Genomic DNA, 19,191 nt, shown 5'->3' on the forward strand with positions numbered 1-19,191 from the left:
CTACTACAATGAGACTTTGAAATTGAATAAAAAAAACCGGATTACAAATGATACATGTATAACAAGAAATGGAGATTAAAATTACAGGAGGCTAACTTTCTCATGAAAAGAAATTCAGCTTACATAAAGGGAGCATTTTTTGCAATCGCCCTTTGTTTTGGGTTATTTGCTGGATTTGGTCAAAACAATGCACATGCGTTTTCGAACCAAGTCATACAAAAAGGAGCAACTGGAGATGATGTTGTTGAACTTCAATCCCGTCTTCAATATTTAGGCTTTTACACAGGAAACATTGACGGTGTTTTTGGGTGGAGAACTTATTGGGCATTACGAAACTTCCAATATGAATTTGGTATGGATATAGACGGCTTAGCCGGATCGACAGCGAAGCAAAAACTTGTGAAAGCTTCTAAGTATGATAAAGCCTGGGTGAATAAGCAAATTAGTTCAGGAAAGAAATTTTCATACTATGGGGGAGTTCCAAAGAGCAAACAGGCGAAAGGCGGGGCTGCAAAAGGTACACCGAAGGGCACAGCGCAAGGCAAAGCTGGAGGCGGGCAAGCAAAAGCTAAACCAGCACAAGTAAAACCTGCTAAAAACATCCCAGATGGCTATTCGCAAAATGACATTAATTTAATGTCAAATGCTGTTTATGGCGAAGCACGAGGTGAACCTTACATCGGGCAAGTAGCAGTTGCAGCTGTAATCATTAACCGTGTTGAGAGTTCAGCTTTTCCAAATACAGTTTCCGGTGTTATTTTTGAACCCGGTGCTTTTACCGCAGTTGCTGACGGACAAATTTACCTAACCCCTAATAAACAGGCCAGAAAAGCGGTAATGGACGCTTTAAATGGCTGGGATCCAACGGGTGAAGCAATTTATTACTTTAACCCTGATACAGCAACTTCAGGCTGGATCTGGGGACGTCCTCAAATCAAGAAAATCGGAAAGCACATTTTTTGTAACTAATAAAGGGGTGAACATATAATGATACGCACAATCCTTATTGCACTGTTGTTCGTTGCTGTAGCAGGGACAGGATATTGGGGCTATACAGAGCACCAAGAAAAGAATGCTGTTCTTCTGCAGGCAGAAAATAACTATCAGCGGGCTTTCCATGATCTGAATTTCCATGTTGATTCACTTCATGACAAGATTGGAGAAACGCTGGCTATGAACTCCAGAAACCAGCTTTCACCTGCATTAGCTCAAGTTTGGAGATTAACATCTGAAGCTCATAATGATGTAGGACAGCTCCCATTAGCGCTGCTTCCTTTCAATAAAACAGAAGAATTCTTAGCGAAAATGGGAGAATTCAGTTACAGAGCGGCAGTTCGAGATCTAGATAAAAATCCATTATCTGATAAAGAATATAAGACTTTGAAGGACTTGTACGCCAACGCAACAGAAATACAGAATGAGCTCCGCAAAACAGAATCATTGGCTCAAAAGAACAATCTCCGCTGGATGGATGTAGAGATGGCGTTGGCAACAAATAAGACGCAGGAAGATAATACGATAATCGATGGTTTTAAAACCGTAGATAAGAATGTTGAAGGATATTCAGATGTGAATTTTGGTCCTGAAGTATCCAACATGATGAAGATGAAAAATCGTGATCTAAGCCAGTTAAAAGGAAAAAAGATTACGAAAGCAGAAGCTAAAAAGATTGCTATCGAGTTTTTCGATCTTAAGAAAAATGTAAAGATAACAGTTGAAAAATCAGGTAAAGATGCGAAATACCATGCCTATTCACTAACTCTTTACAACCCAGATACTAAAGGTACAACTTATCTGGACATTACACAGAAAGGCGGTTACCCGCTTTATGTGCTCTATGACCGCAGTGTAGGCAAGCCGAAAATCTCACTGAATGATGCCATGTTACAGGCTGAAGACTTCTTGAAAAAGCATATGGAGAGCAAGATGGAAATGGTATCAAGTGATCAATATGACAATATTGCTGTTTTCACCTATGCAAGGCTAGAAGATGATGTGCGAATCTATCCAGAAGTGGTTACAGTAAAAGTCGCCCTCGATAACGGAGATATTATGGGTTATGAGGGTACTGACTTCCTGCTGGCGCATCAGGATAGACGAATTCCAGAATTCAAAATTACGGAGAAAGAAGCAAGAACAAATCTGAATCCGAAGTTTGAAGTAAAAGAAGTAAGTAAGGCATTGATTAGAAATGATATAAATGAAGAGGTTTTCTGCTATGAATTCCTTGGGGTACTTGGAAATGAAACATATCAAGTGTTCATCAATGCAGAGAATGGAAATGAAGAAGAAGTTAAAAAACTGAAAGAAGCAGAACCTTCTTATAATGAGATTTAAATAAAAGGCTGTTTTTGCAAACTTTGTTGCTTTTAAAAGCGGTTGATTTCCACTCCAGGATGCTCGCTTTCCGCGGGGCGTGCGGTGAGCCACCTTGGTGCTTTGCACCTGCTGTGTCTCACCTGTCCCGCTTGTCCCGCAGGAGTCTCGCACCTTGCGCTCCAATCAACTTGTCAATGAAGAATTTTCATAAAAACGACAAACGCAACAATTCTTCAGAAATGAGCCAAATAAAAAAAGCAAAATTTCGATTTTTGAAATTTTGCTTTTTCTTTTTTTTAATAACTGTCATAATAAGGTAAGGCTATAGAAAAGCAATTTTGGGGGAAGATTTTATGATTGCTGTAGGGGAACTTTTATATTTGCAACCGTTATTTTCAGATAAAAAGGATAAATATAGGTGCAAGATTTGTGAAGTGAAAGATGATCGGATTTATATCGATTATCCAAGCAATGAAATAACAAATCGTACAGAATATTTTTTTGATGGGACGCAGTTTAAAGCATCATTTGTGGACAAGGAAAAGAATGTTTTTACATTTCGCACAGAACTGCTGGGCAGGAAGATTGAGAAGATACCCGTATTGATAATTGCCTCTCCAAAAGAGGAAGAGATACATAAGATTCAGCGAAGAGAATTCGTCCGGGTTGAAACATTATTGGATACAGCGGTGAGAAATTTGGATGATTCTTACCCACCATTTAATTCTGTCGTGCTTGACCTGAGTGCCGGGGGAATGCTTTTATCTCTGCCGGTAAAACATAATGTGTCAAAAGGGGATATGCTGGAATGTTTAACTGTTCTTCCTATGCAATCAGGTGAGAAAATTTACCTGGATCTTCGATGTAAAGTTTTGAGGATCTTAGATGGACATGCGAAGTATAGACAGAGGGCACCGCTCCAGTTCGAATCGATTGATCAAAAATCAAGACAGCATATTATAAGATTCTGTTTTGAACAGCAGCTTTTAATGAAAAAAAAGGAAACAACCATTTAGAATAGTTATCTTTTTTCGGGGAATACTACTCCCGAAAAGAAGGTGGCTAAGATTAAAAGGTTAGACAGGTTATTAATTCAGCTTGCTATCGCTCATTTTATTTTATTATTGATCGCACAAGTTTTCTTAGAGATTCCCTCGTTCAAAATGTACACGAATAAAAGCATTTATTATGAAGGTGTCATAAAAGGTGAAAGAGAACCTGCTTTGGAAACAATAGACCGTTAAGCAAGAATTGTGATAAGATAGATATAGAATTAATCTGTCATTTTCAGATTATGTACAGAAAAAAGCAGGGGGAAGTTTACCTGCTTTTATTGCTATGTATGCATTGTCATAGGTATGGGGTAGGAGGAAACATGAAAAAATTATTATCGATTGCCATTGATGGCCCTGCAGGGGCAGGAAAAAGCACGGTAGCAAAGCAAGTAGCTGAGCGCCTTTCTTTTATTTATATTGACACTGGTGCCATGTACAGGGCATTAACTTATAAAGCTCTTTCCTTAGGGGCGGATTTAAATGATGGGATCGCTCTTGAATCAGTTCTTCAGACAACACAGATCGAATTGGTGAAGACAGAAGCAGGTCAAGCTGTATATCTTGATGGAAAGGATGTATCAGAAGCAATCAGGTCAGCAGAAGTAACAAATAATGTATCTTTTGTTGCCCGGCAAAAAGAAGTACGCATTAAAATGGTGAAAAGACAGCAGCAGCTTGCTGAATCAGGCGGAGTAGTCATGGATGGCCGTGATATCGGTACACATGTGATGCCTAATGCTGAACTGAAAATCTTCTTGATCGCCTCAGTAGATGAACGCGCCCGCAGAAGATATGAAGAGAATCTTGCAAAAGGGTTCCCGGCAGATTTTGAAATGTTAAAAAGTGAAATTTCACTTCGGGACAAAAGAGACAGCGAAAGAGAAGCTGCTCCATTAAGAAAAGCAGAAGATGCTATTGAACTAGATACAACGAGCATGAGCATCGAAGAAGTAGTCACAAGCATTCTTAATTTTGCTGAGGAAAGGGCACGTTAATATGAAGCTTTATTCTTTCGGAAAATGGCTTTGCGGTACTTATTTTAAGAGTTCTTTTAAACCTGAAATAATCGGGGCAGAAAATATGCCGGATACTGGCGGGGTTTTGCTCTGTACAAATCATATTCACAACTATGACCCTCCACTTGTTGGAGTTGCTTCACCAAGGGATGTTCACTTCATGGCGAAAGCAGAACTTTTTTCGGTGCCAGTATTAAAACATATTTTGCCTAAAATTAATGCATTTCCTGTAAAAAGGGGAATGAGCGATAAGACGGCTTTAAAAACAGGCATGAACCTTTTAAAAGAAGGAAAGGTAGTAGGCCTCTTTCCTGAAGGGACCAGAAGCAAAACAGGTGAGATCGGTGAAGGTTTGGCAGGTGCAGGATTCTTTGCGCTTAAATCCCAAGCACATATCGTCCCTTGTGCAATAGTGGGTCAGTATAAAAAGGGTAAAAGCTTAAAGATTATCTTCGGCAAGCCGATAGACTTTTCACATTTACGCGAGCAAAAAGCTTCCGCTAAAGAAGCTACAGAGCTTATAATGAAACATATCGCACAGTTGAAAAAAGATAACGAATAAGTTTGTTCTTTACAATGTTAATGTTCTTTCAAAGCGAAAGTTCAATAAATTATTTTTTAATTTTTTGAGGAGGCCACGAACATGACAGAGGAAATGAGCACGAGTTTAACAAATGCTACCCAAGCTGAAACAGGCGAAATCGTTAAAGGGACGGTTTTGAAAGTAGAAGACAAACACGCGTTAGTTGATATCAGCGCTAAACAAGACGCATTTTTGCCAATTAATGAGGTTTCAAGTCTTTTTATTGAAAAGGTAAGTGATGTGTTAAATGAAGGAGATCAAATCACTGTTAAAGTGCTTTCTCATACAGAGGACAAGCTACTTATATCTAAAAAAGCGGTAGACAGTGAAAAATCCTGGTCAGAGCTTCAAGAAAAATACGATGCGAAAGAAACGTTTGAAGTTACAGTTCACGATGTAGTAAAAGGCGGACTGGTTGTAGATTTAGGGGTACGCGCATTTATTCCTGCCTCAATGGTTGAATCTCATTTTGTAGAAGACTTTTCAGATTATAAAGGTAAAAAGCTTTCGGTTAAAATTGTGGAGCTTGATACTGAAAAAGGGCGTGTCATATTATCACACCGTGCTGTAACCGAAGAGGAAGAAGCGGGAAGAAAGCAAGAAATCTTAGACCGCCTAGCTCCAGGAGAAATCATTGAAGGTAAAGTTCAGCGTCTGACGGACTTTGGTGCTTTTGTTGATATTGGCGGAGTCGATGGATTAGTCCATGTATCACAGCTTTCTCATAATCGTGTAGATAACCCATCTGAAGTATTAAGCGAAGGTCAAACAGTTAAAGTAAAAGTTCTTTCTGTAGACCGCGATAATGACAGAATTTCACTTTCAATTAAAGAAACACAGCCTGGACCATGGGAAGAAGCTAGTTCTTCTATTACACCTGGAAGTGTCATTGAAGGTACAGTGAAACGAATCGTTGCTTTTGGTGCATTTATTGAAGTGGCACCGGGGATTGAAGGACTCGTGCACATTTCAGAGATGGCAAACCGCCATATCGGCAACCCAAGTGAAGTCGTTAAAGAAGGACAGCAAGTATCTGTAAAAGTGCTTGATGTAAACAGTAAAGAAAAAAGAATGAGCTTAAGTATGAAAGCTGTTCAAGATGAAAAAGAAAAAGAAAATCTTAAACAAAACCTTCCAAAAGAAGAAAAAGGATTTTCGTTAGCTGAGATGATTGGCGACCAGCTAAAAGGATACAAGTAATTTTTATTGAAAGCTCCCGATTATTATCGGGGGCTTTTTTTTGCAGCGATTAAGCACGTGAAGAAAGTGGCATAATGCTATCGAGGTGAAATTCATGAATGATGGCATACTGTTTTATTGGTTCATGTGGATCGGATGGGTTGTAACAACCTTTTTAATTGAAAGAAACCCATTCAGAAATGCAGTGATTTTCATTTTGCTTCCAGGAATAATAATGTCTGGTTATGACATCCCCTTTTCATTGGGATCTGTTAATGCAGCATTTGCCTACTTTTTAATCATCGGACTTGTTCATGTTATCCGCAGTACAGGTGAGCTTCTCTATTATTTAGCTGTAAGTTTTATTATAGCTGTAAGCTATGTGACGATTCAGATTTTTGCGCTTTATGATCCGGCTAAACTGTTTATCGATAAAAAGTATTTGCTGATAATTTTTCTTTCAGCTGTGCTGTTTCTTATTTCAAAAAGAAATATTGATTTATTTTATATTCCCTTAATAGGTATTTTTATTGGAGATACATTATATCAGTTATTGATCTTCAGGCTTACCGGATACTTAGAAATAGGTTCGATGTTTGTATTGGATTTGCTGGCTTCATCTACAATGATTCTGTTTTGTATGGTAATATTGGTAGATATGTTCAAAAAATTAAGGCGTGTCTCTTATAAAAAGGTTAATCCAGCAAAGCAGATATGATGGAAATCTATTATTATTAAGTTGTCTAAAACCTCAAGAATTTGCTAAAATAAGTGGACTTGGCTAATTTTATTGTAACTTAACAAAGTAATGATGAATTCATAAAGAAATGATTGATTTGATCAGGAAAAAAAGGGAAGTGTCAACATGACTAAACCAGTTTTAGCCATAGTAGGAAGACCTAATGTAGGGAAATCTACTATATTTAACAGAATTGCCGGAGACCGCATATCTATTGTAGAAGATATGCCAGGTGTTACCCGTGACCGCATCTATAGTTCAGCGGAATGGCTGAATACCGAATTTAACTTAATCGATACAGGCGGAATTGAAATCAGTGATGCACCGTTCATGAGCCAGATGAAGGAACAAGCAGAACTAGCTATTGAAGAAGCCGACGTTATCTTGTTCTTAGTAGATGGCATGAATGGAATTACAGCAGCCGATGAAGAAGTAGCAAAAATGCTTTTCCGTTCAAAAAAGCCTGTTGTTTTAGGTGTGAACAAAATTGATAACCCGGAAAGAAAAGAATTGTTATATGAATTTTATAGTCTAGGAATGGGTGAACCAATCGGAGTGTCTGGTACTCATGGAATCGGACTTGGAGATCTGCTGGATCAAGTTGTCAGTCATTTTCCTGAAACTGTTGAAGAAGAAAAGGACGATGATACGATTTATTTCTCATTAATCGGCAGACCGAATGTGGGTAAATCTTCTTTAGTAAACGCAATTTTAGGGAAAGAGCGCGTTATAGTAAGCAACATTGCAGGTACAACTCGTGATGCAATTGATTCCAGTTTTGAGAAGGAAGATCAAAAATATGTAATTATAGATACAGCTGGAATGCGGAAGCGCGGAAAAGTGTACGAGACTACTGAGAAATACAGCGTTATGCGAGCTATGAAAGCAATTGAACGTTCAGATGTCGTCTTGATGGTCATTGATGCAGAAGAAGGTATCATCGAGCAGGATAAAAAAGTCGCTGGCTTTGCTCATGAAGCAGGAAAAGCGGTCGTTATTGTAGTGAATAAATGGGATGCCATCGAAAAAGATGATAAAACGATGCAAAAATTCGAGCAGAAGATTCGTGATCATTTCCTCTACTTATCATATGCACCGATCGTTTTCGTATCTGCATTAACGAAACAGAGACTTCATCATTTGTTCCCGGTGATTAATCAGGTTGCCGAAAACCATTCATTAAGAGTTCAAACGAATATTTTGAATGAGGTTATCATGGATGCAGTTGCGATGAATCCTGCACCAATGGATAATGGAAAGCGATTAAAGATAAACTATGCAACTCAAGTAGCTTCTAAACCGCCTACATTTGTTATTTTCGTTAATGATCCTGAGCTTTTCCACTTCTCTTATAAGAGATTTTTAGAGAACAGGATTCGTGAAACATTCGGATTTGTAGGTACACCAATCAAAATTTTTGCAAGAAAGAAAAATGATTAAGGTAAAAGTATGATGTGGATCCTCCTCATCTTATTATCTTATTGTTTAGGTTCCATCAGCTTTAGTTATTTGCTTACAAAGCTGTTAAAAAATGAAGATATCAGGAACCATGGAAGCGGCAATGCAGGTGCCACCAACACATTAAGAGTGCTTGGAAAGGGACCTGCCATTGCTGTCCTTCTATTAGACAGTTTGAAAGGGATATTATCTGTTTTTGTCCCTTTATGGCTAGGATTTAGTCCAAATATCGCAATACTGTGCGGTTTTGCAGCTGTAATTGGTCATAATTATCCAGTCTTCTTTGGATTCAAGGGAGGAAAGGGAGTTGCAACAACAATCGGTGTTTTTGCAGCTATATCTTTCTTCCCATCTCTATTAGCAGGTGTTATTGCTATTCTTACGATTTGGATAAGCCGGTTTGTTTCTTTAGGATCGATCGTTTTTTTAATCCTTACACCGTTCTTTATGCTGTATCACTATAGCCTGCCATTTACTGCGATTTTAACGGGCGGCTGTATCTCAGCTGTTTCAGTCTGGCGTCATAGGGGAAATATACAAAGGCTGCTAAAAGGAACCGAACGCAAAATTTAATAATTTGGAGTGTGACATGTATGGATAATGTTGCTGTGTTAGGGGCTGGAAGCTGGGGGACAGCTCTTGCTATCGTGTTAGCTGATAATGGTCACGATGTCCGCTTATGGGGACGCAGAGAAGAACAAGTATCCGAAATTAATGAAGAACATCGCAACGAAAAATACTTGCCTGGTATTGAGCTTCCTAATAGTATAAAAGCTTCTGTAAAGCTTGAAGAATGTATAGAAGGTGCAGATATCATCGTTCTGGTTACTCCTACAAAAGCGATGAGGGATGTTCTCGGCCAGCTGAAGAATTCACTAACTCGTAAAGTTACGATCGTTCACGCGAGCAAAGGTATTGAACCTGGTACATATAAAAGAATTTCAGAAATCATTGAAGAAGAGCTGCCTTCGTCGCTTCTAGAAGCAGTGGTTGTGCTTTCAGGCCCAAGCCACGCGGAGGAAGTTTCTTTAAGACAGCCAACGACTGTAACTGTATCTTCTGAAAAGATAGAAGCATCAGAAAAAGTTCAAGATCTGTTTATTAACCAAAATTTCCGTGTTTACACGAACCCTGATGTAATTGGTGTTGAGCTTGGCGGTGCGCTAAAGAATATCATCGCTTTAGGAGCAGGTCTATCTGATGGATTAGGCTACGGAGATAACGCCAAAGCTGCATTGATCACCAGAGGACTTGCGGAAATTGCACGGCTTGGAACGCATATGGGAGCTAATCCTCTTACTTTCTCAGGTTTAACGGGCATTGGCGATTTAATTGTAACTTGTACAAGTGTACATAGCAGAAACTGGCGTGCAGGCAATATGCTTGGAAAAGGGATGGCACTCGACGATGTTCTTGATAATATGGGAATGGTCGTTGAAGGGGTAAGAACAACTCAAGCCGCTTTCGAATTAAGCAAGAGAGAGCAAGTCGAAATGCCGATTACACAAGTGCTTTACGATGTTCTTTTTAACAATAAAGGCGCAAAGCAGGCCGTAGATGAGCTGATGCAGCGCACACGCACACATGAAGTTGAAGATGTTTCATCCTTAAAAAGCTAATCCGAATAGGCGAGTGTCTAAAAAAATTTAGGCAATCGCCTTTTTTCTTTTCACCCTTCTTGTGACACTGCATACGATAGGGATGAAAAGGAAGTGGGAGGAGGACTTCAAGTGGAACGTGAACAACAATTTTTTGACAAGATCGAGAAAAAAACGAGTGTTAAAAAGGACGATATTTTCAAACTTGCACAATCCGTAAGCGGTTCTAATTTACGTGATGAGCGCACGATTCGAATGCTGATTTCCCAAGTATCTTCTATGGCTGGGGTAGCTGTCACGAAACAGAAAGAAGACCAGATCGTTCAGGCAGTTTTGAATAATAACATCCCTCTAGATCTGGCAACTCTATCTAAAATGTTCGACGGAAAATAGGCGGCTGTATAAAAGCTGTTAACAGTTTATTCTGCGTCTGAATAATAAGTTATTGAACGAAAAACAAGGGAGTATTTAGTCAAATACCCGGTGGCTGCCGGGTATTTTTTTGTCTTACGAGCGTGAGGTGAGGGGTATCTAATGCGCGGAATTTGTCAGAGTGTGTCAACTCGTGGTTATTTTTTAATTAACGTGTGATTATTTAAATTAACGTGAGAAAAAAATGAACTAACGTGGGATTATTGCATATTGCCGTGGGAATTCTTGTTTAACTACCCGCAGGGGTATTTCAGCAAAAAACACTTTTATTAGCTGAAGCTGTTTTATAAGCAAGGGTTACGAGAACTGACCAATTGGTGAGATAAGCCTAGTTTTATTTCTATACGAAATGAAGTTTAAAGAAATAGATCAAATTATGCTATAATGTACGCTGTGGACAAGGAGGATACATATGAGTGAAGGTTTATTGAAAATGTGGGTGGCATTATCAGCCATCGGTCTAATGTTTATTGCAGTTTTTTCAATCATGTTCAGCCGTTCTAAACTATCTGGTGTTATTCAGGGAGTCGTTTCTTTTTTCGCTTGGATCTGTATGATAGTGGCTGGAATACTAATTATAATCGTCGTTTTTAGCGGACCTGTACAAGGGTAGAGGAGGAGATCAATTTGCAAAAAAAATGGCTGATTCCTTTACTGACTATCCTTGTTACTCTCTCAGGATGTTTATATCCTGAAGAACGAAAGCTGCAAAACCGCATGCCTTATCAGGATCAGATCACAGCTGTACAGACAGCTGTTGACAACTTTCAAAAAGATACTGGTGTATTGCCTATTAAAACAAAAGAAGCAGACACAGATATCTATCAAAAATATTTAATTGATTTTAATAAACTCGTTCCAAAATATATGCAGGAACCGCCCGGTAATTCTTATGAAAAAGGCGGTACATTCCAATATGTACTTATAGACGTCGAAACAAAACCAACTGTTAAACTGGCAGATCTTGTTTTAACAGATAAAGTTCAGGATGTACAGGTTGCTTTAAACATATATATGGATAAACACCGTTACCCCCCTTTTAAAAAGATTGAGGAACAAGGAAGATACACCCTTGATTATAAAAAATTAGGATTTAAAAAAGATCCGTTCATCACCAGTCCTTTTACGGGTAAGAAACTGCCTATGATGGTAAACGGCGATGCGAAAATTTTTATAGATTATAGAAAAGACTTAAAACCTGCGGTTGAGAGCTATAAAGATGAATTGAGCAAGCACGAAGATATCCGTCATCTGCTAGCAGAACATTCCTTTTTTGTACCGGTCTATTCAGTTCCATATAAAGTTGAAAACAAAGAGCCTGTTTTTTTAATAAAATAGGCATGAACTCTCCCTTTTTCTAATACATTCATAGAAAAGGCGGAGAGATTTTTTTTGGATATCCTTATAACGAAACAAGCTTTATAGTTTCATCGGTAGGCACAGTAGTGCGCCCTCCCGTTTTAATGGAACTATACAACAGAGAAAAGAGGTTCCAATAAAAATTTCCGTTCCTTTGTCATAATCAATAGGACAAAATCATACGATGTATTGTCCAAGACTAGCATTCGGAACTTTATTTGGATCGGGAGGGAAACGAATGGAAAAAATCGATATTTTTAAAGATATCGCCGAAAGGACGGGCGGAGATATCTACTTAGGAGTAGTAGGAGCAGTAAGAACGGGTAAGTCTACATTCATTAAGAAATTTATGGAGCTAGTAGTCCTGCCTAACATTGAAAATGAAGCAGAACGTCAGCGAGCTCAGGATGAATTGCCGCAAAGTGCAGCTGGACGCACCATTATGACCACTGAACCCAAATTTGTTCCAAACAATGCGGTAAAGATTAATGTTGGGGAAGGTCTTGATGTAAATATCCGTCTCGTAGACAGTGTTGGATACGCTGTTCCAAGTGCAAAAGGGTACGAAGATGAAAATGGTCCTAGAATGATTCATACACCTTGGTATGACGAGCCGATTCCGTTTCATGAAGCTGCTGAAATCGGAACAAGGAAAGTTATTCAAGAACATTCAACACTTGGGGTTGTCGTAACTACGGATGGCTCAATCGGAGAAATTCCGAGATATGATTATGTAGAATCAGAAGAACGTGTTGTTAATGAGTTAAAAGAGGTAGGAAAACCGTTCATTATGCTGATCAATTCAACTCATCCGCACCATCCGGATACACAGCAGCTTCGTAATGAACTTTGTGAGAAGTATGACATTCCAGTACTTGCCATGAGTGTTGAGGGGATGACGGAACACGATATTAACAATGTTCTTCGTGAAGCTTTATACGAGTTCCCTGTATTAGAAGTAAATGTAAATCTTCCAAGCTGGGTTATGGTGCTAAGAGAGAATCATTGGCTGCGAGAAAGCTATGAAGAAGCAGTAAGAGAAACAGTTCAAGATATTAAGCGTTTGCGCGATGTTGATAAAGTGGTAGGTTTCTTCGCAAACTATGACTTTATTGATGATGCAAGACTCGCAGGAATTGAAATGGGGCAAGGGATTGCAGAGATCGATCTATTTGCACCGGATTACTTGTACGATCAGATCTTAAAAGAGGTTGTTGGGGTCGAAATTCGAGGAAAAGATCATCTTCTTCAACTTATGCAGGAATTTGCGTATGCAAAGACAGAGTATGATCAAGTGGCAGATGCGCTAAGAATGGTGAAGCAAACAGGATATGGAATTGCTGCTCCTGCTATCACCGATATGAGCTTGGATGAGCCGGAAATTATCCGTCAGGGCTCCAGATTCGGGGTTAGACTTAAGGCTATCGCACCTTCGATCCATATGATTAAAGTTGATGTGGAATCCGAATTCGCACCGATAATTGGAACAGAAAAACAAAGTGAAGAAATGCTAAGATATTTAATGCAGGATTTTGAAGAAGATCCGCTGTCAATCTGGAATTCTGATATCTTTGGACGCTCCTTAAACTCTATCGTAAGAGAAGGAATACAAGGAAAGATTTCATTAATGCCGGAAAATGCAAGATATAAATTAAAAGAGACGCTTGAACGTATTATCAATGAGGGATCAGGCGGTTTAATTGCCATTATTTTATAACTTTGAGACTCCTATAACCAGGAGTCTTTTTTTTGGTGTTCTTTTGTGGGTTCTTTTAGCCATTTTGAGTGTATTTGTTCTCCGCTCCAGGTGCTCGCTTTCTACGCGGCGTGAGGCATGGCCCTTCTTGAAACCGTGCATTTAAGAGGTTTTGCCTGACGCGTTGCTCCTGCAGGAGTCAAACACCTTGCACTTCAAACATTACAGATTTTGATTCCGTGATAATAATAGTAAAAAGGGTTCGGAAAAAAAGGTAGACTTTTATACCTTTTAAACTCGTTTTTTGTAAAAAAAGGTCAAAAAATAAGGAAATTTAAGGATTGAATCGCTAAAAACGTCGAAAAAAGATTGAATTCTTTAAACGAATCGTATAATATAAGGCTTGTTACAGATAAAATAAGTAAAATCCTGTATATTACATATGAAAATAATACTTTAAAAAAATATTTCACTACCGATATACCTGTAGAGAATTCCTTGAGAGGAGGTGAATGGAATGAACAAGACTGATCTTATCAACGCAGTATCTGAGCAAGCTCAGCTTTCTAAGAAAGATGCATCTAAAGCAGTTGACGCTGTTTTCGAAGCGATCACTGGCACTCTTCAAAGCGGAAGCAAGGTGCAGCTTATCGGTTTTGGTAACTTTGAAGTTCGTGAGCGTGCAGCTCGTAAAGGCCGCAACCCGCAAACTGGACAAGAAATCGAAATCTCTGCAAGCAAAGTTCCTGCTTTCAAACCAGGGAAAGCCCTTAAGGACGCTGTTAAATAATTAATACATAGGGCAAAAAGACCGTGATTCGTTCACGGTCTTTTTTTATTGTTCAAAATGAGGTCATCACCTGCATCACTGTTAGCAGTTAAAATTTCATTTAATCAGCGAGGCTCTCTTTTAATCAATTCAGATCATAATACATCAAACTGTTAAACTCTTCATCTTCAACTTCTGCTGTAAGGGTTTTCTCCTTTTGCTATTCTTTTAGCAGTATGCTAAAATTTTGCTATTGTGTTATTGGAATTGGAGGACAAAGAGCGTGGCAGAAGTACAACGTGAGAAAATTGAAACCGCAGTAAAAATGATACTTGAAGCTATTGGGGAAGACCCTGAAAGAGAGGGTTTAATAGATACACCGAAACGTGTAGCAAAAATGTATGAGGAAGTCTTTCAAGGATTGAACCAAGATCCAAAAGAGCACTTTGCAACTATTTTTGGAGAAGATCACGAAGAATTAGTACTTGTGAAAGATATACCTTTTTATTCAATGTGTGAACATCACCTTGTACCTTTCTTTGGCAAGGCTCACATAGGTTACATACCAAAAGGCGGTAAAGTTACTGGACTGAGCAAACTAGCCAGAGCAGTGGAAGCTGTAACAAAAAGACCGCAGCTGCAAGAAAGAATTACTTCAACGATTGCAAACAGCCTGCTTGAAACACTTGAACCGCATGGTGTTATTGTTGTTATCGAGGCAGAGCATATGTGTATGACGATGCGCGGCGTGAAAAAGCCTGGTTCCATGACTGTTACTTCTGCAGTTAGAGGTGTTTTTGAAAAAGATGCAGCAGCAAGGGCAGAAGTATTAAGCCTGATTAAAAACTAAGGAGGGTTTCCAATAATGAAATCAGAATTTGACTTTTTTGTTATAAAAGCTAAAGAAAATGGTGTAAATGTAATTGGATTAACCCGAGGAACAGAAACACGATTTCACCACTCAGAAAAATTGGATAAGGGTGAAGTGATGATCGCGCAATTTACCGAGCATACTTCTGCTGTAAAAGTAAGAGGAAAAGCAGTTATTTACACCAAGCACGGTGAAGTAGATACAGAATCATAAGAAAAGCTTAAAAGTACAATCAACTTACCGTTGGCAGGAATGTTTGATAAATACATGCTGATGGATAGGCTAGGCGGGCAGCCTAGTTTTCTTTATGTCCGAAATAACGATTGAATCCATAAATAATTGGCGACTATGTTATAATAGTGAGGCGCATATCGCTGTATCTTTGGAGGTATATGATGAACAACAGGGAAAAAATTCAACGTTTAAAACAGCATACACTTTTATTGATGCAGCATAGTTATGTCGATAAGTTTCTGCAGCCTCCAGTTTTTGATGAAGCGAAAGTGTTTATAGCGTACTGTCTGCTTAGTGAACTTGAATTGGATGAAGCTGTTGAAGCTGAATATTTTAGTTCAATACTTTTAATACAATCTGCACTTGACCGGCATGAAGATATTCTCGATGAAGACATTGCTTCACATAAAAAGAGAAGGCAGCTCGTTGTTTTATCTGGCGACTATTTTAGCAGTCTTTACTATCTGTTATTATCCCGGTGCGAAAATTTAGATTTGATTTCAAAGCTGTCAAATGCTGTCCAAAAAATAAATGAACATAAATCTTCTATGCATCATCAAATTAAAATCAAAAAAAGCAGTGTGGAATACATAAAAACTGCAGGTCAAATTGAAAGCTTATTGTATATAAAAGCTGCAGAATCGTTTGGTCTGCAAAAGTATATCCCGTTCATAGAGCGTTATCTTCTCATATCCCTCTATCAAAGCAAGGAAAAGAGAATGTCGTTGAACGGGGATCAATTAGTGTTTTTAAAATCGTGTGAAAAAGATTTGCGAGAAAAAAGAGTTGAGATGCCTCATGTCTTCCAGCGGGAAGACTGCAGCATTTATAAATGTATTGAAAATGACTTATTGTTAGGAGAGGGTTAATCCGATGTTGAGTAAAGAAGAACGGGTTCACTCTGTATTTGAAAAAATATCAGATCAATATGATTATATGAACGACTTGATCAGCTTCAAACAGCATAACAGATGGCGAAATGACACAATGAAACGAATCAGTGTTAAACCGGGTGACAATTGTCTGGATGTCTGCTGCGGAACTGGAGAATGGACATTTGCGCTTGCTGAAGCTGCAGGTGAAAGCGGTCATGTAACAGGTCTGGACTTTAGTGAAAACATGTTGAAGGTTGGACGGGAGAAATTAAAGAAACGTTCTCTTCCCCAGGTAGCTTTTTTACATGGGAATGCAATGGAGCTGCCTTTTGAAGATAACACTTTTGATGTTGTAACAATCGGTTTTGGACTCAGAAACGTACCTGACTATTTTCAGGCGCTTAAAGAAATGGCAAGAGTAGTGAAACCAGGAGGAAGAGTGGTTTGCCTGGAAACATCACATACGACAGTACCAATTTTCAAACAGATTTTCAAATTTTACTTTACGTATATAATGCCTGTCTTTGGAAAGCTGTTCGCCAAAAGCTATCAAGAGTACTCTTGGCTGCAAGAATCAACTGAAGCTTTTTTGACAAAAGATGAACTGAAAGATCTTTTTCAAAAATCTGGTTTGACCGAAGTTGAAATAAAATCGTATGCATTAGGCGCTGCTGCTATGCATACAGGTAAAAAACCGCAATAGAAGAGAGCGTTGAAGTGTGTGGAAAAAATTTAAGATTATTTTAGAAATGATTAAGTTTGAACATACCATTTTTGCTCTCCCTTTTGCCTATTTAGGTGCAATAATGGGGAGCCTTGTTGAAGAAGGAACCATGCCCTCGCTATCTGAATGGGTATGGATTACGTTAGCTATGGTTGGTGCAAGAAGTTCTGCAATGGCCCTGAACCGGGCGATAGATTCAGAGATTGATGAAGCAAATCCTAGAACAAAGACTCGTGTTATTCCTGCAAAACTTTTAAAAATAGGTGAAGTATACTTATTTATCGCAGTGTCTCTAGCGTTATTGCTATTTAGTGCTTACCAGCTTAATGCACTTTCTGTAAAGCTGCTTCCGCTTGCTGTCTTTTTTCTTGTTATTTACTCTTATACGAAACGTTTTACTTATCTGTGCCACATTGTCCTTGGGATTACAATTGCACTCGCGCCCCTCGGCGGATGGGTTGGTGCAACAGGTACATTAAGTCAGGAAGCATTTCTATTGTTTTTCGGTGTGCTTTTTTGGACGGCAGGTTTTGATGTGATTTATGCAACACAGGATGCGGAATATGACAAGTCACATGGCCTATATTCTATTCCATCTGCATTTGGCATTGCAAAAGGGCTGATTACTGCCAGGTGGCTTCATGCTGCTAGTTTCATAGCTTTCATTACACTTGGTGCAGTGTCAGGGATGGGGTGGATTTATTACCTCGGCGTCTTTATTTCAGGTGCTATCATGGTATATGAACATTCATTGGTAAAGCCCCATGATCTATCAAAGCTAGATGTTGCTTTCTTTACGATGAACGGTGTTTTAAGTGTTGTTATGTTTATTTTTTCAATAGGGGACCTTTTATTATGAAAACTATTACAATAGGAATTACCGGTGCCAGCGGTGCTGTATATGGTATTAGACTTGTACAGGAAATTCTGAAGAGCGGACACAAAGTGCATCTTGTTGTGACTGAAGCAGGATGGCAAGTCTTTAGAGAAGAGCTTCTTTGGGATACTGAGGACCGGGAAGCTTGCTTGGAAGAACACTTTGCTTCATTTGGCAGTGAACGCTTCCATTATCATACGCTGCGCGATTTTAATGCGCCTATCGCTAGCGGATCTTATCAGAATGACGGAATGGTTATCATACCTTGTTCAATGGGTACTTTGTCAGGGATAGCGCATGGAGCTTCTGGCAATCTGTTGGAGCGTACGGCAGATGTTATGCTGAAAGAAAGCAGAAAGCTCATCTTAGTTCCAAGAGAAACTCCGCTCCATAAGATTCACCTGGAAAATATGATCAAAGTTACTGACGCTGGTGGTAAGATCGTTCCAGCCATGCCTGGTTTTTATCATCTGCCTAAGTCGATGGACGATTTAGTAAATTTCCTTGTAGGGAAAGTCTTGGATAACTTAGGTGTTCACCATGAATTGTTTACACGCTGGGGAGACTGATAGATTATGAACATTGGGGAAATAAGCTATACAAACATCATACCCCTATATTTTTATTTGGATAGAGAACGATTAAAGGAGAACGGTGTATCAATAACAGATGCCGTTCCTTCTAGAATTAACCGGCTGATGGAAGAAAAAAAGGTAGACATTGGAGGGATTTCCTCTTTTTCTTTTGGAAAAAATGCAGAACGTTATAGCATTATCCCAGACTTGTCAGTTTCTGCTTTCGGAAAAGTCAATTCTATCTTTTTGTTTTCGAAATACCGGTTAGAAGAGTTAGGCGGAAAAAAGGTTGCTTTGACGTCCAGCTCTGAAACATCTGTTGCCTTATTAAAGATCATCACGCAGCAATTTTACAGAATTGAGCCTACTTTCGAAGTGGAAACACCGCATTTCGAAAAAATGATGGAGCTATATGATGCTTGTCTCCTGATTGGTGATGATGCAATTTCAGCCAAAAGAAAGAACGGAAGGTATCATGTGTATGACCTTGGAGAAATCTGGTATCAAGAAACAGGACTTCCGATGGTTTTTGCTGTGATGGCCTATCGTAAAGAGATGGAAACAGAAAAGAGAGAATTGCTCTCTTATGTTGGTCAAAGTATGACTGAGAGCAAAGAGCGCTGTCTCCGAGAAAATTTCGCACCTGTTGTTGAACGTGCAGTAATGGAGCATGGCGGAACTTTTGACTTTTGGGAATCATATTTTAATGGGTTAAATTATGGGTTTAATGGCGAACATGAAAAAGGTCTAAGTGTTTATTTTCAGCTTGCTAAAGAGTGCGGATTGTTGCAGACAATACCCTCTATCTTAAAGTTTTCGTATAAGTAACGGG

At 38.9% G+C, this 19,191-nt stretch carries 23 protein-coding genes; all 23 read left to right on the top strand.

Features of this window, described 5'->3' with window-relative positions:
* Positions 1 to 102 precede the first annotated feature (102 nt).
* The 23 genes from sleB to ACFW35_RS08305 all read left to right on the top strand — a co-directional run bounded on the left by sleB (position 103) and on the right by ACFW35_RS08305 (position 19,187).
* On the top strand, positions 103 to 969 hold the full coding sequence (gene sleB / locus ACFW35_RS08195) for a spore cortex-lytic enzyme (RefSeq protein WP_379844976.1): 867 nt from the start codon (positions 103 to 105) through the stop codon (positions 967 to 969).
* Positions 970 to 987: 18 nt separating this feature from the next.
* Positions 988 to 2,337 carry a germination protein YpeB gene (gene ypeB, locus ACFW35_RS08200; protein ID WP_379844978.1) on the top strand — a complete coding sequence of 450 codons (1,350 nt, stop codon included), beginning with the start codon at positions 988 to 990 and terminating at the stop codon, positions 2,335 to 2,337.
* A gap of 335 nt (positions 2,338 to 2,672) precedes the next feature.
* On the top strand, positions 2,673 to 3,335 hold the full coding sequence (locus tag ACFW35_RS08205; RefSeq protein ID WP_379844980.1) for a flagellar brake protein: 663 nt from the start codon (positions 2,673 to 2,675) through the stop codon (positions 3,333 to 3,335).
* A 42-nt stretch (positions 3,336 to 3,377) separates the two neighbouring features.
* Positions 3,378 to 3,563 (top strand): DUF5359 family protein, encoded by a 186-nt coding sequence (locus tag ACFW35_RS08210; protein ID WP_379844982.1) that lies wholly within the window; start codon positions 3,378 to 3,380, stop codon positions 3,561 to 3,563.
* 131 nt (positions 3,564 to 3,694) lie between these two features.
* Positions 3,695 to 4,369, top strand: coding sequence for a (d)CMP kinase (gene cmk, locus ACFW35_RS08215; RefSeq protein ID WP_379844983.1), 675 nt, complete (start codon positions 3,695 to 3,697; stop codon positions 4,367 to 4,369).
* 1 nt (position 4,370) lies between these two features.
* Positions 4,371 to 4,952 carry a lysophospholipid acyltransferase family protein gene (locus tag ACFW35_RS08220; protein WP_379844985.1) on the top strand — a complete coding sequence of 194 codons (582 nt, stop codon included), beginning with the start codon at positions 4,371 to 4,373 and terminating at the stop codon, positions 4,950 to 4,952.
* An 81-nt stretch (positions 4,953 to 5,033) separates the two neighbouring features.
* Positions 5,034 to 6,173, top strand: a complete 1,140-nt coding sequence (rpsA, locus tag ACFW35_RS08225) for a 30S ribosomal protein S1 (protein ID WP_379844986.1) — start codon at positions 5,034 to 5,036, stop codon at positions 6,171 to 6,173.
* Between the two features lie 94 nt (positions 6,174 to 6,267).
* The gene (locus ACFW35_RS08230) at positions 6,268 to 6,870 is read left to right on the top strand and encodes a YphA family membrane protein (RefSeq protein ID WP_379844988.1); all 603 of its coding nucleotides are present in this window, start codon (positions 6,268 to 6,270) and stop codon (positions 6,868 to 6,870) included.
* A 147-nt stretch (positions 6,871 to 7,017) separates the two neighbouring features.
* Complete coding sequence (der, locus tag ACFW35_RS08235; protein WP_066290493.1) at positions 7,018 to 8,331, top strand: ribosome biogenesis GTPase Der; 1,314 nt, start codon at positions 7,018 to 7,020, stop codon at positions 8,329 to 8,331.
* Positions 8,332 to 8,340: 9 nt separating this feature from the next.
* The gene (plsY, locus tag ACFW35_RS08240; RefSeq protein WP_379834488.1) at positions 8,341 to 8,922 is read left to right on the top strand and encodes a glycerol-3-phosphate 1-O-acyltransferase PlsY; all 582 of its coding nucleotides are present in this window, start codon (positions 8,341 to 8,343) and stop codon (positions 8,920 to 8,922) included.
* Positions 8,923 to 8,942: 20 nt separating this feature from the next.
* A complete protein-coding gene (locus tag ACFW35_RS08245) occupies positions 8,943 to 9,968 on the top strand; it encodes an NAD(P)H-dependent glycerol-3-phosphate dehydrogenase (RefSeq protein WP_379844989.1) in 1,026 nt (341 codons plus the stop codon).
* 111 nt (positions 9,969 to 10,079) lie between these two features.
* Positions 10,080 to 10,340 carry a stage VI sporulation protein F gene (locus ACFW35_RS08250; RefSeq protein WP_077364014.1) on the top strand — a complete coding sequence of 87 codons (261 nt, stop codon included), beginning with the start codon at positions 10,080 to 10,082 and terminating at the stop codon, positions 10,338 to 10,340.
* Between the two features lie 451 nt (positions 10,341 to 10,791).
* On the top strand, positions 10,792 to 10,992 hold the full coding sequence (locus tag ACFW35_RS08255; RefSeq protein ID WP_379834484.1) for a DUF2768 domain-containing protein: 201 nt from the start codon (positions 10,792 to 10,794) through the stop codon (positions 10,990 to 10,992).
* A gap of 14 nt (positions 10,993 to 11,006) precedes the next feature.
* The gene (locus ACFW35_RS08260; protein WP_379844991.1) at positions 11,007 to 11,717 is read left to right on the top strand and encodes a hypothetical protein; all 711 of its coding nucleotides are present in this window, start codon (positions 11,007 to 11,009) and stop codon (positions 11,715 to 11,717) included.
* Between the two features lie 259 nt (positions 11,718 to 11,976).
* On the top strand, positions 11,977 to 13,455 hold the full coding sequence (gene spoIVA, locus ACFW35_RS08265) for a stage IV sporulation protein A (RefSeq protein ID WP_066290479.1): 1,479 nt from the start codon (positions 11,977 to 11,979) through the stop codon (positions 13,453 to 13,455).
* Between the two features lie 496 nt (positions 13,456 to 13,951).
* Positions 13,952 to 14,224: an HU family DNA-binding protein gene (locus ACFW35_RS08270; protein WP_066290474.1), complete on the top strand. Its 273-nt coding sequence runs from the start codon at positions 13,952 to 13,954 to the stop codon at positions 14,222 to 14,224.
* A 262-nt stretch (positions 14,225 to 14,486) separates the two neighbouring features.
* Entirely contained in the window at positions 14,487 to 15,053 is a 567-nt protein-coding gene (gene folE, locus ACFW35_RS08275) for a GTP cyclohydrolase I FolE (RefSeq protein WP_066290471.1), read from the top strand.
* Positions 15,054 to 15,068: 15 nt separating this feature from the next.
* A complete protein-coding gene (mtrB, locus tag ACFW35_RS08280; protein ID WP_066241872.1) occupies positions 15,069 to 15,287 on the top strand; it encodes a trp RNA-binding attenuation protein MtrB in 219 nt (72 codons plus the stop codon).
* A gap of 182 nt (positions 15,288 to 15,469) precedes the next feature.
* Positions 15,470 to 16,177, top strand: coding sequence for a heptaprenyl diphosphate synthase component 1 (locus ACFW35_RS08285; protein WP_379844993.1), 708 nt, complete (start codon positions 15,470 to 15,472; stop codon positions 16,175 to 16,177).
* Positions 16,178 to 16,181: 4 nt separating this feature from the next.
* On the top strand, positions 16,182 to 16,886 hold the full coding sequence (locus tag ACFW35_RS08290; protein ID WP_379844994.1) for a demethylmenaquinone methyltransferase: 705 nt from the start codon (positions 16,182 to 16,184) through the stop codon (positions 16,884 to 16,886).
* A gap of 16 nt (positions 16,887 to 16,902) precedes the next feature.
* Complete coding sequence (locus tag ACFW35_RS08295) at positions 16,903 to 17,766, top strand: UbiA-like polyprenyltransferase (protein ID WP_379844996.1); 864 nt, start codon at positions 16,903 to 16,905, stop codon at positions 17,764 to 17,766.
* Complete coding sequence (locus ACFW35_RS08300; protein WP_379844997.1) at positions 17,763 to 18,353, top strand: UbiX family flavin prenyltransferase; 591 nt, start codon at positions 17,763 to 17,765, stop codon at positions 18,351 to 18,353. Before ACFW35_RS08295 ends, ACFW35_RS08300 begins: the two co-directional genes overlap by 4 nt.
* Before the next feature lie 6 nt (positions 18,354 to 18,359).
* Positions 18,360 to 19,187 carry a menaquinone biosynthetic enzyme MqnA/MqnD family protein gene (locus ACFW35_RS08305; protein ID WP_379844999.1) on the top strand — a complete coding sequence of 276 codons (828 nt, stop codon included), beginning with the start codon at positions 18,360 to 18,362 and terminating at the stop codon, positions 19,185 to 19,187.
* Positions 19,188 to 19,191: the final 4 nt, after the last annotated feature.

Source organism: Fictibacillus sp. NPDC058756 (genome assembly GCF_042746035.1).
Lineage (GTDB): Bacteria > Bacillota > Bacilli > Bacillales > Fictibacillaceae > Fictibacillus.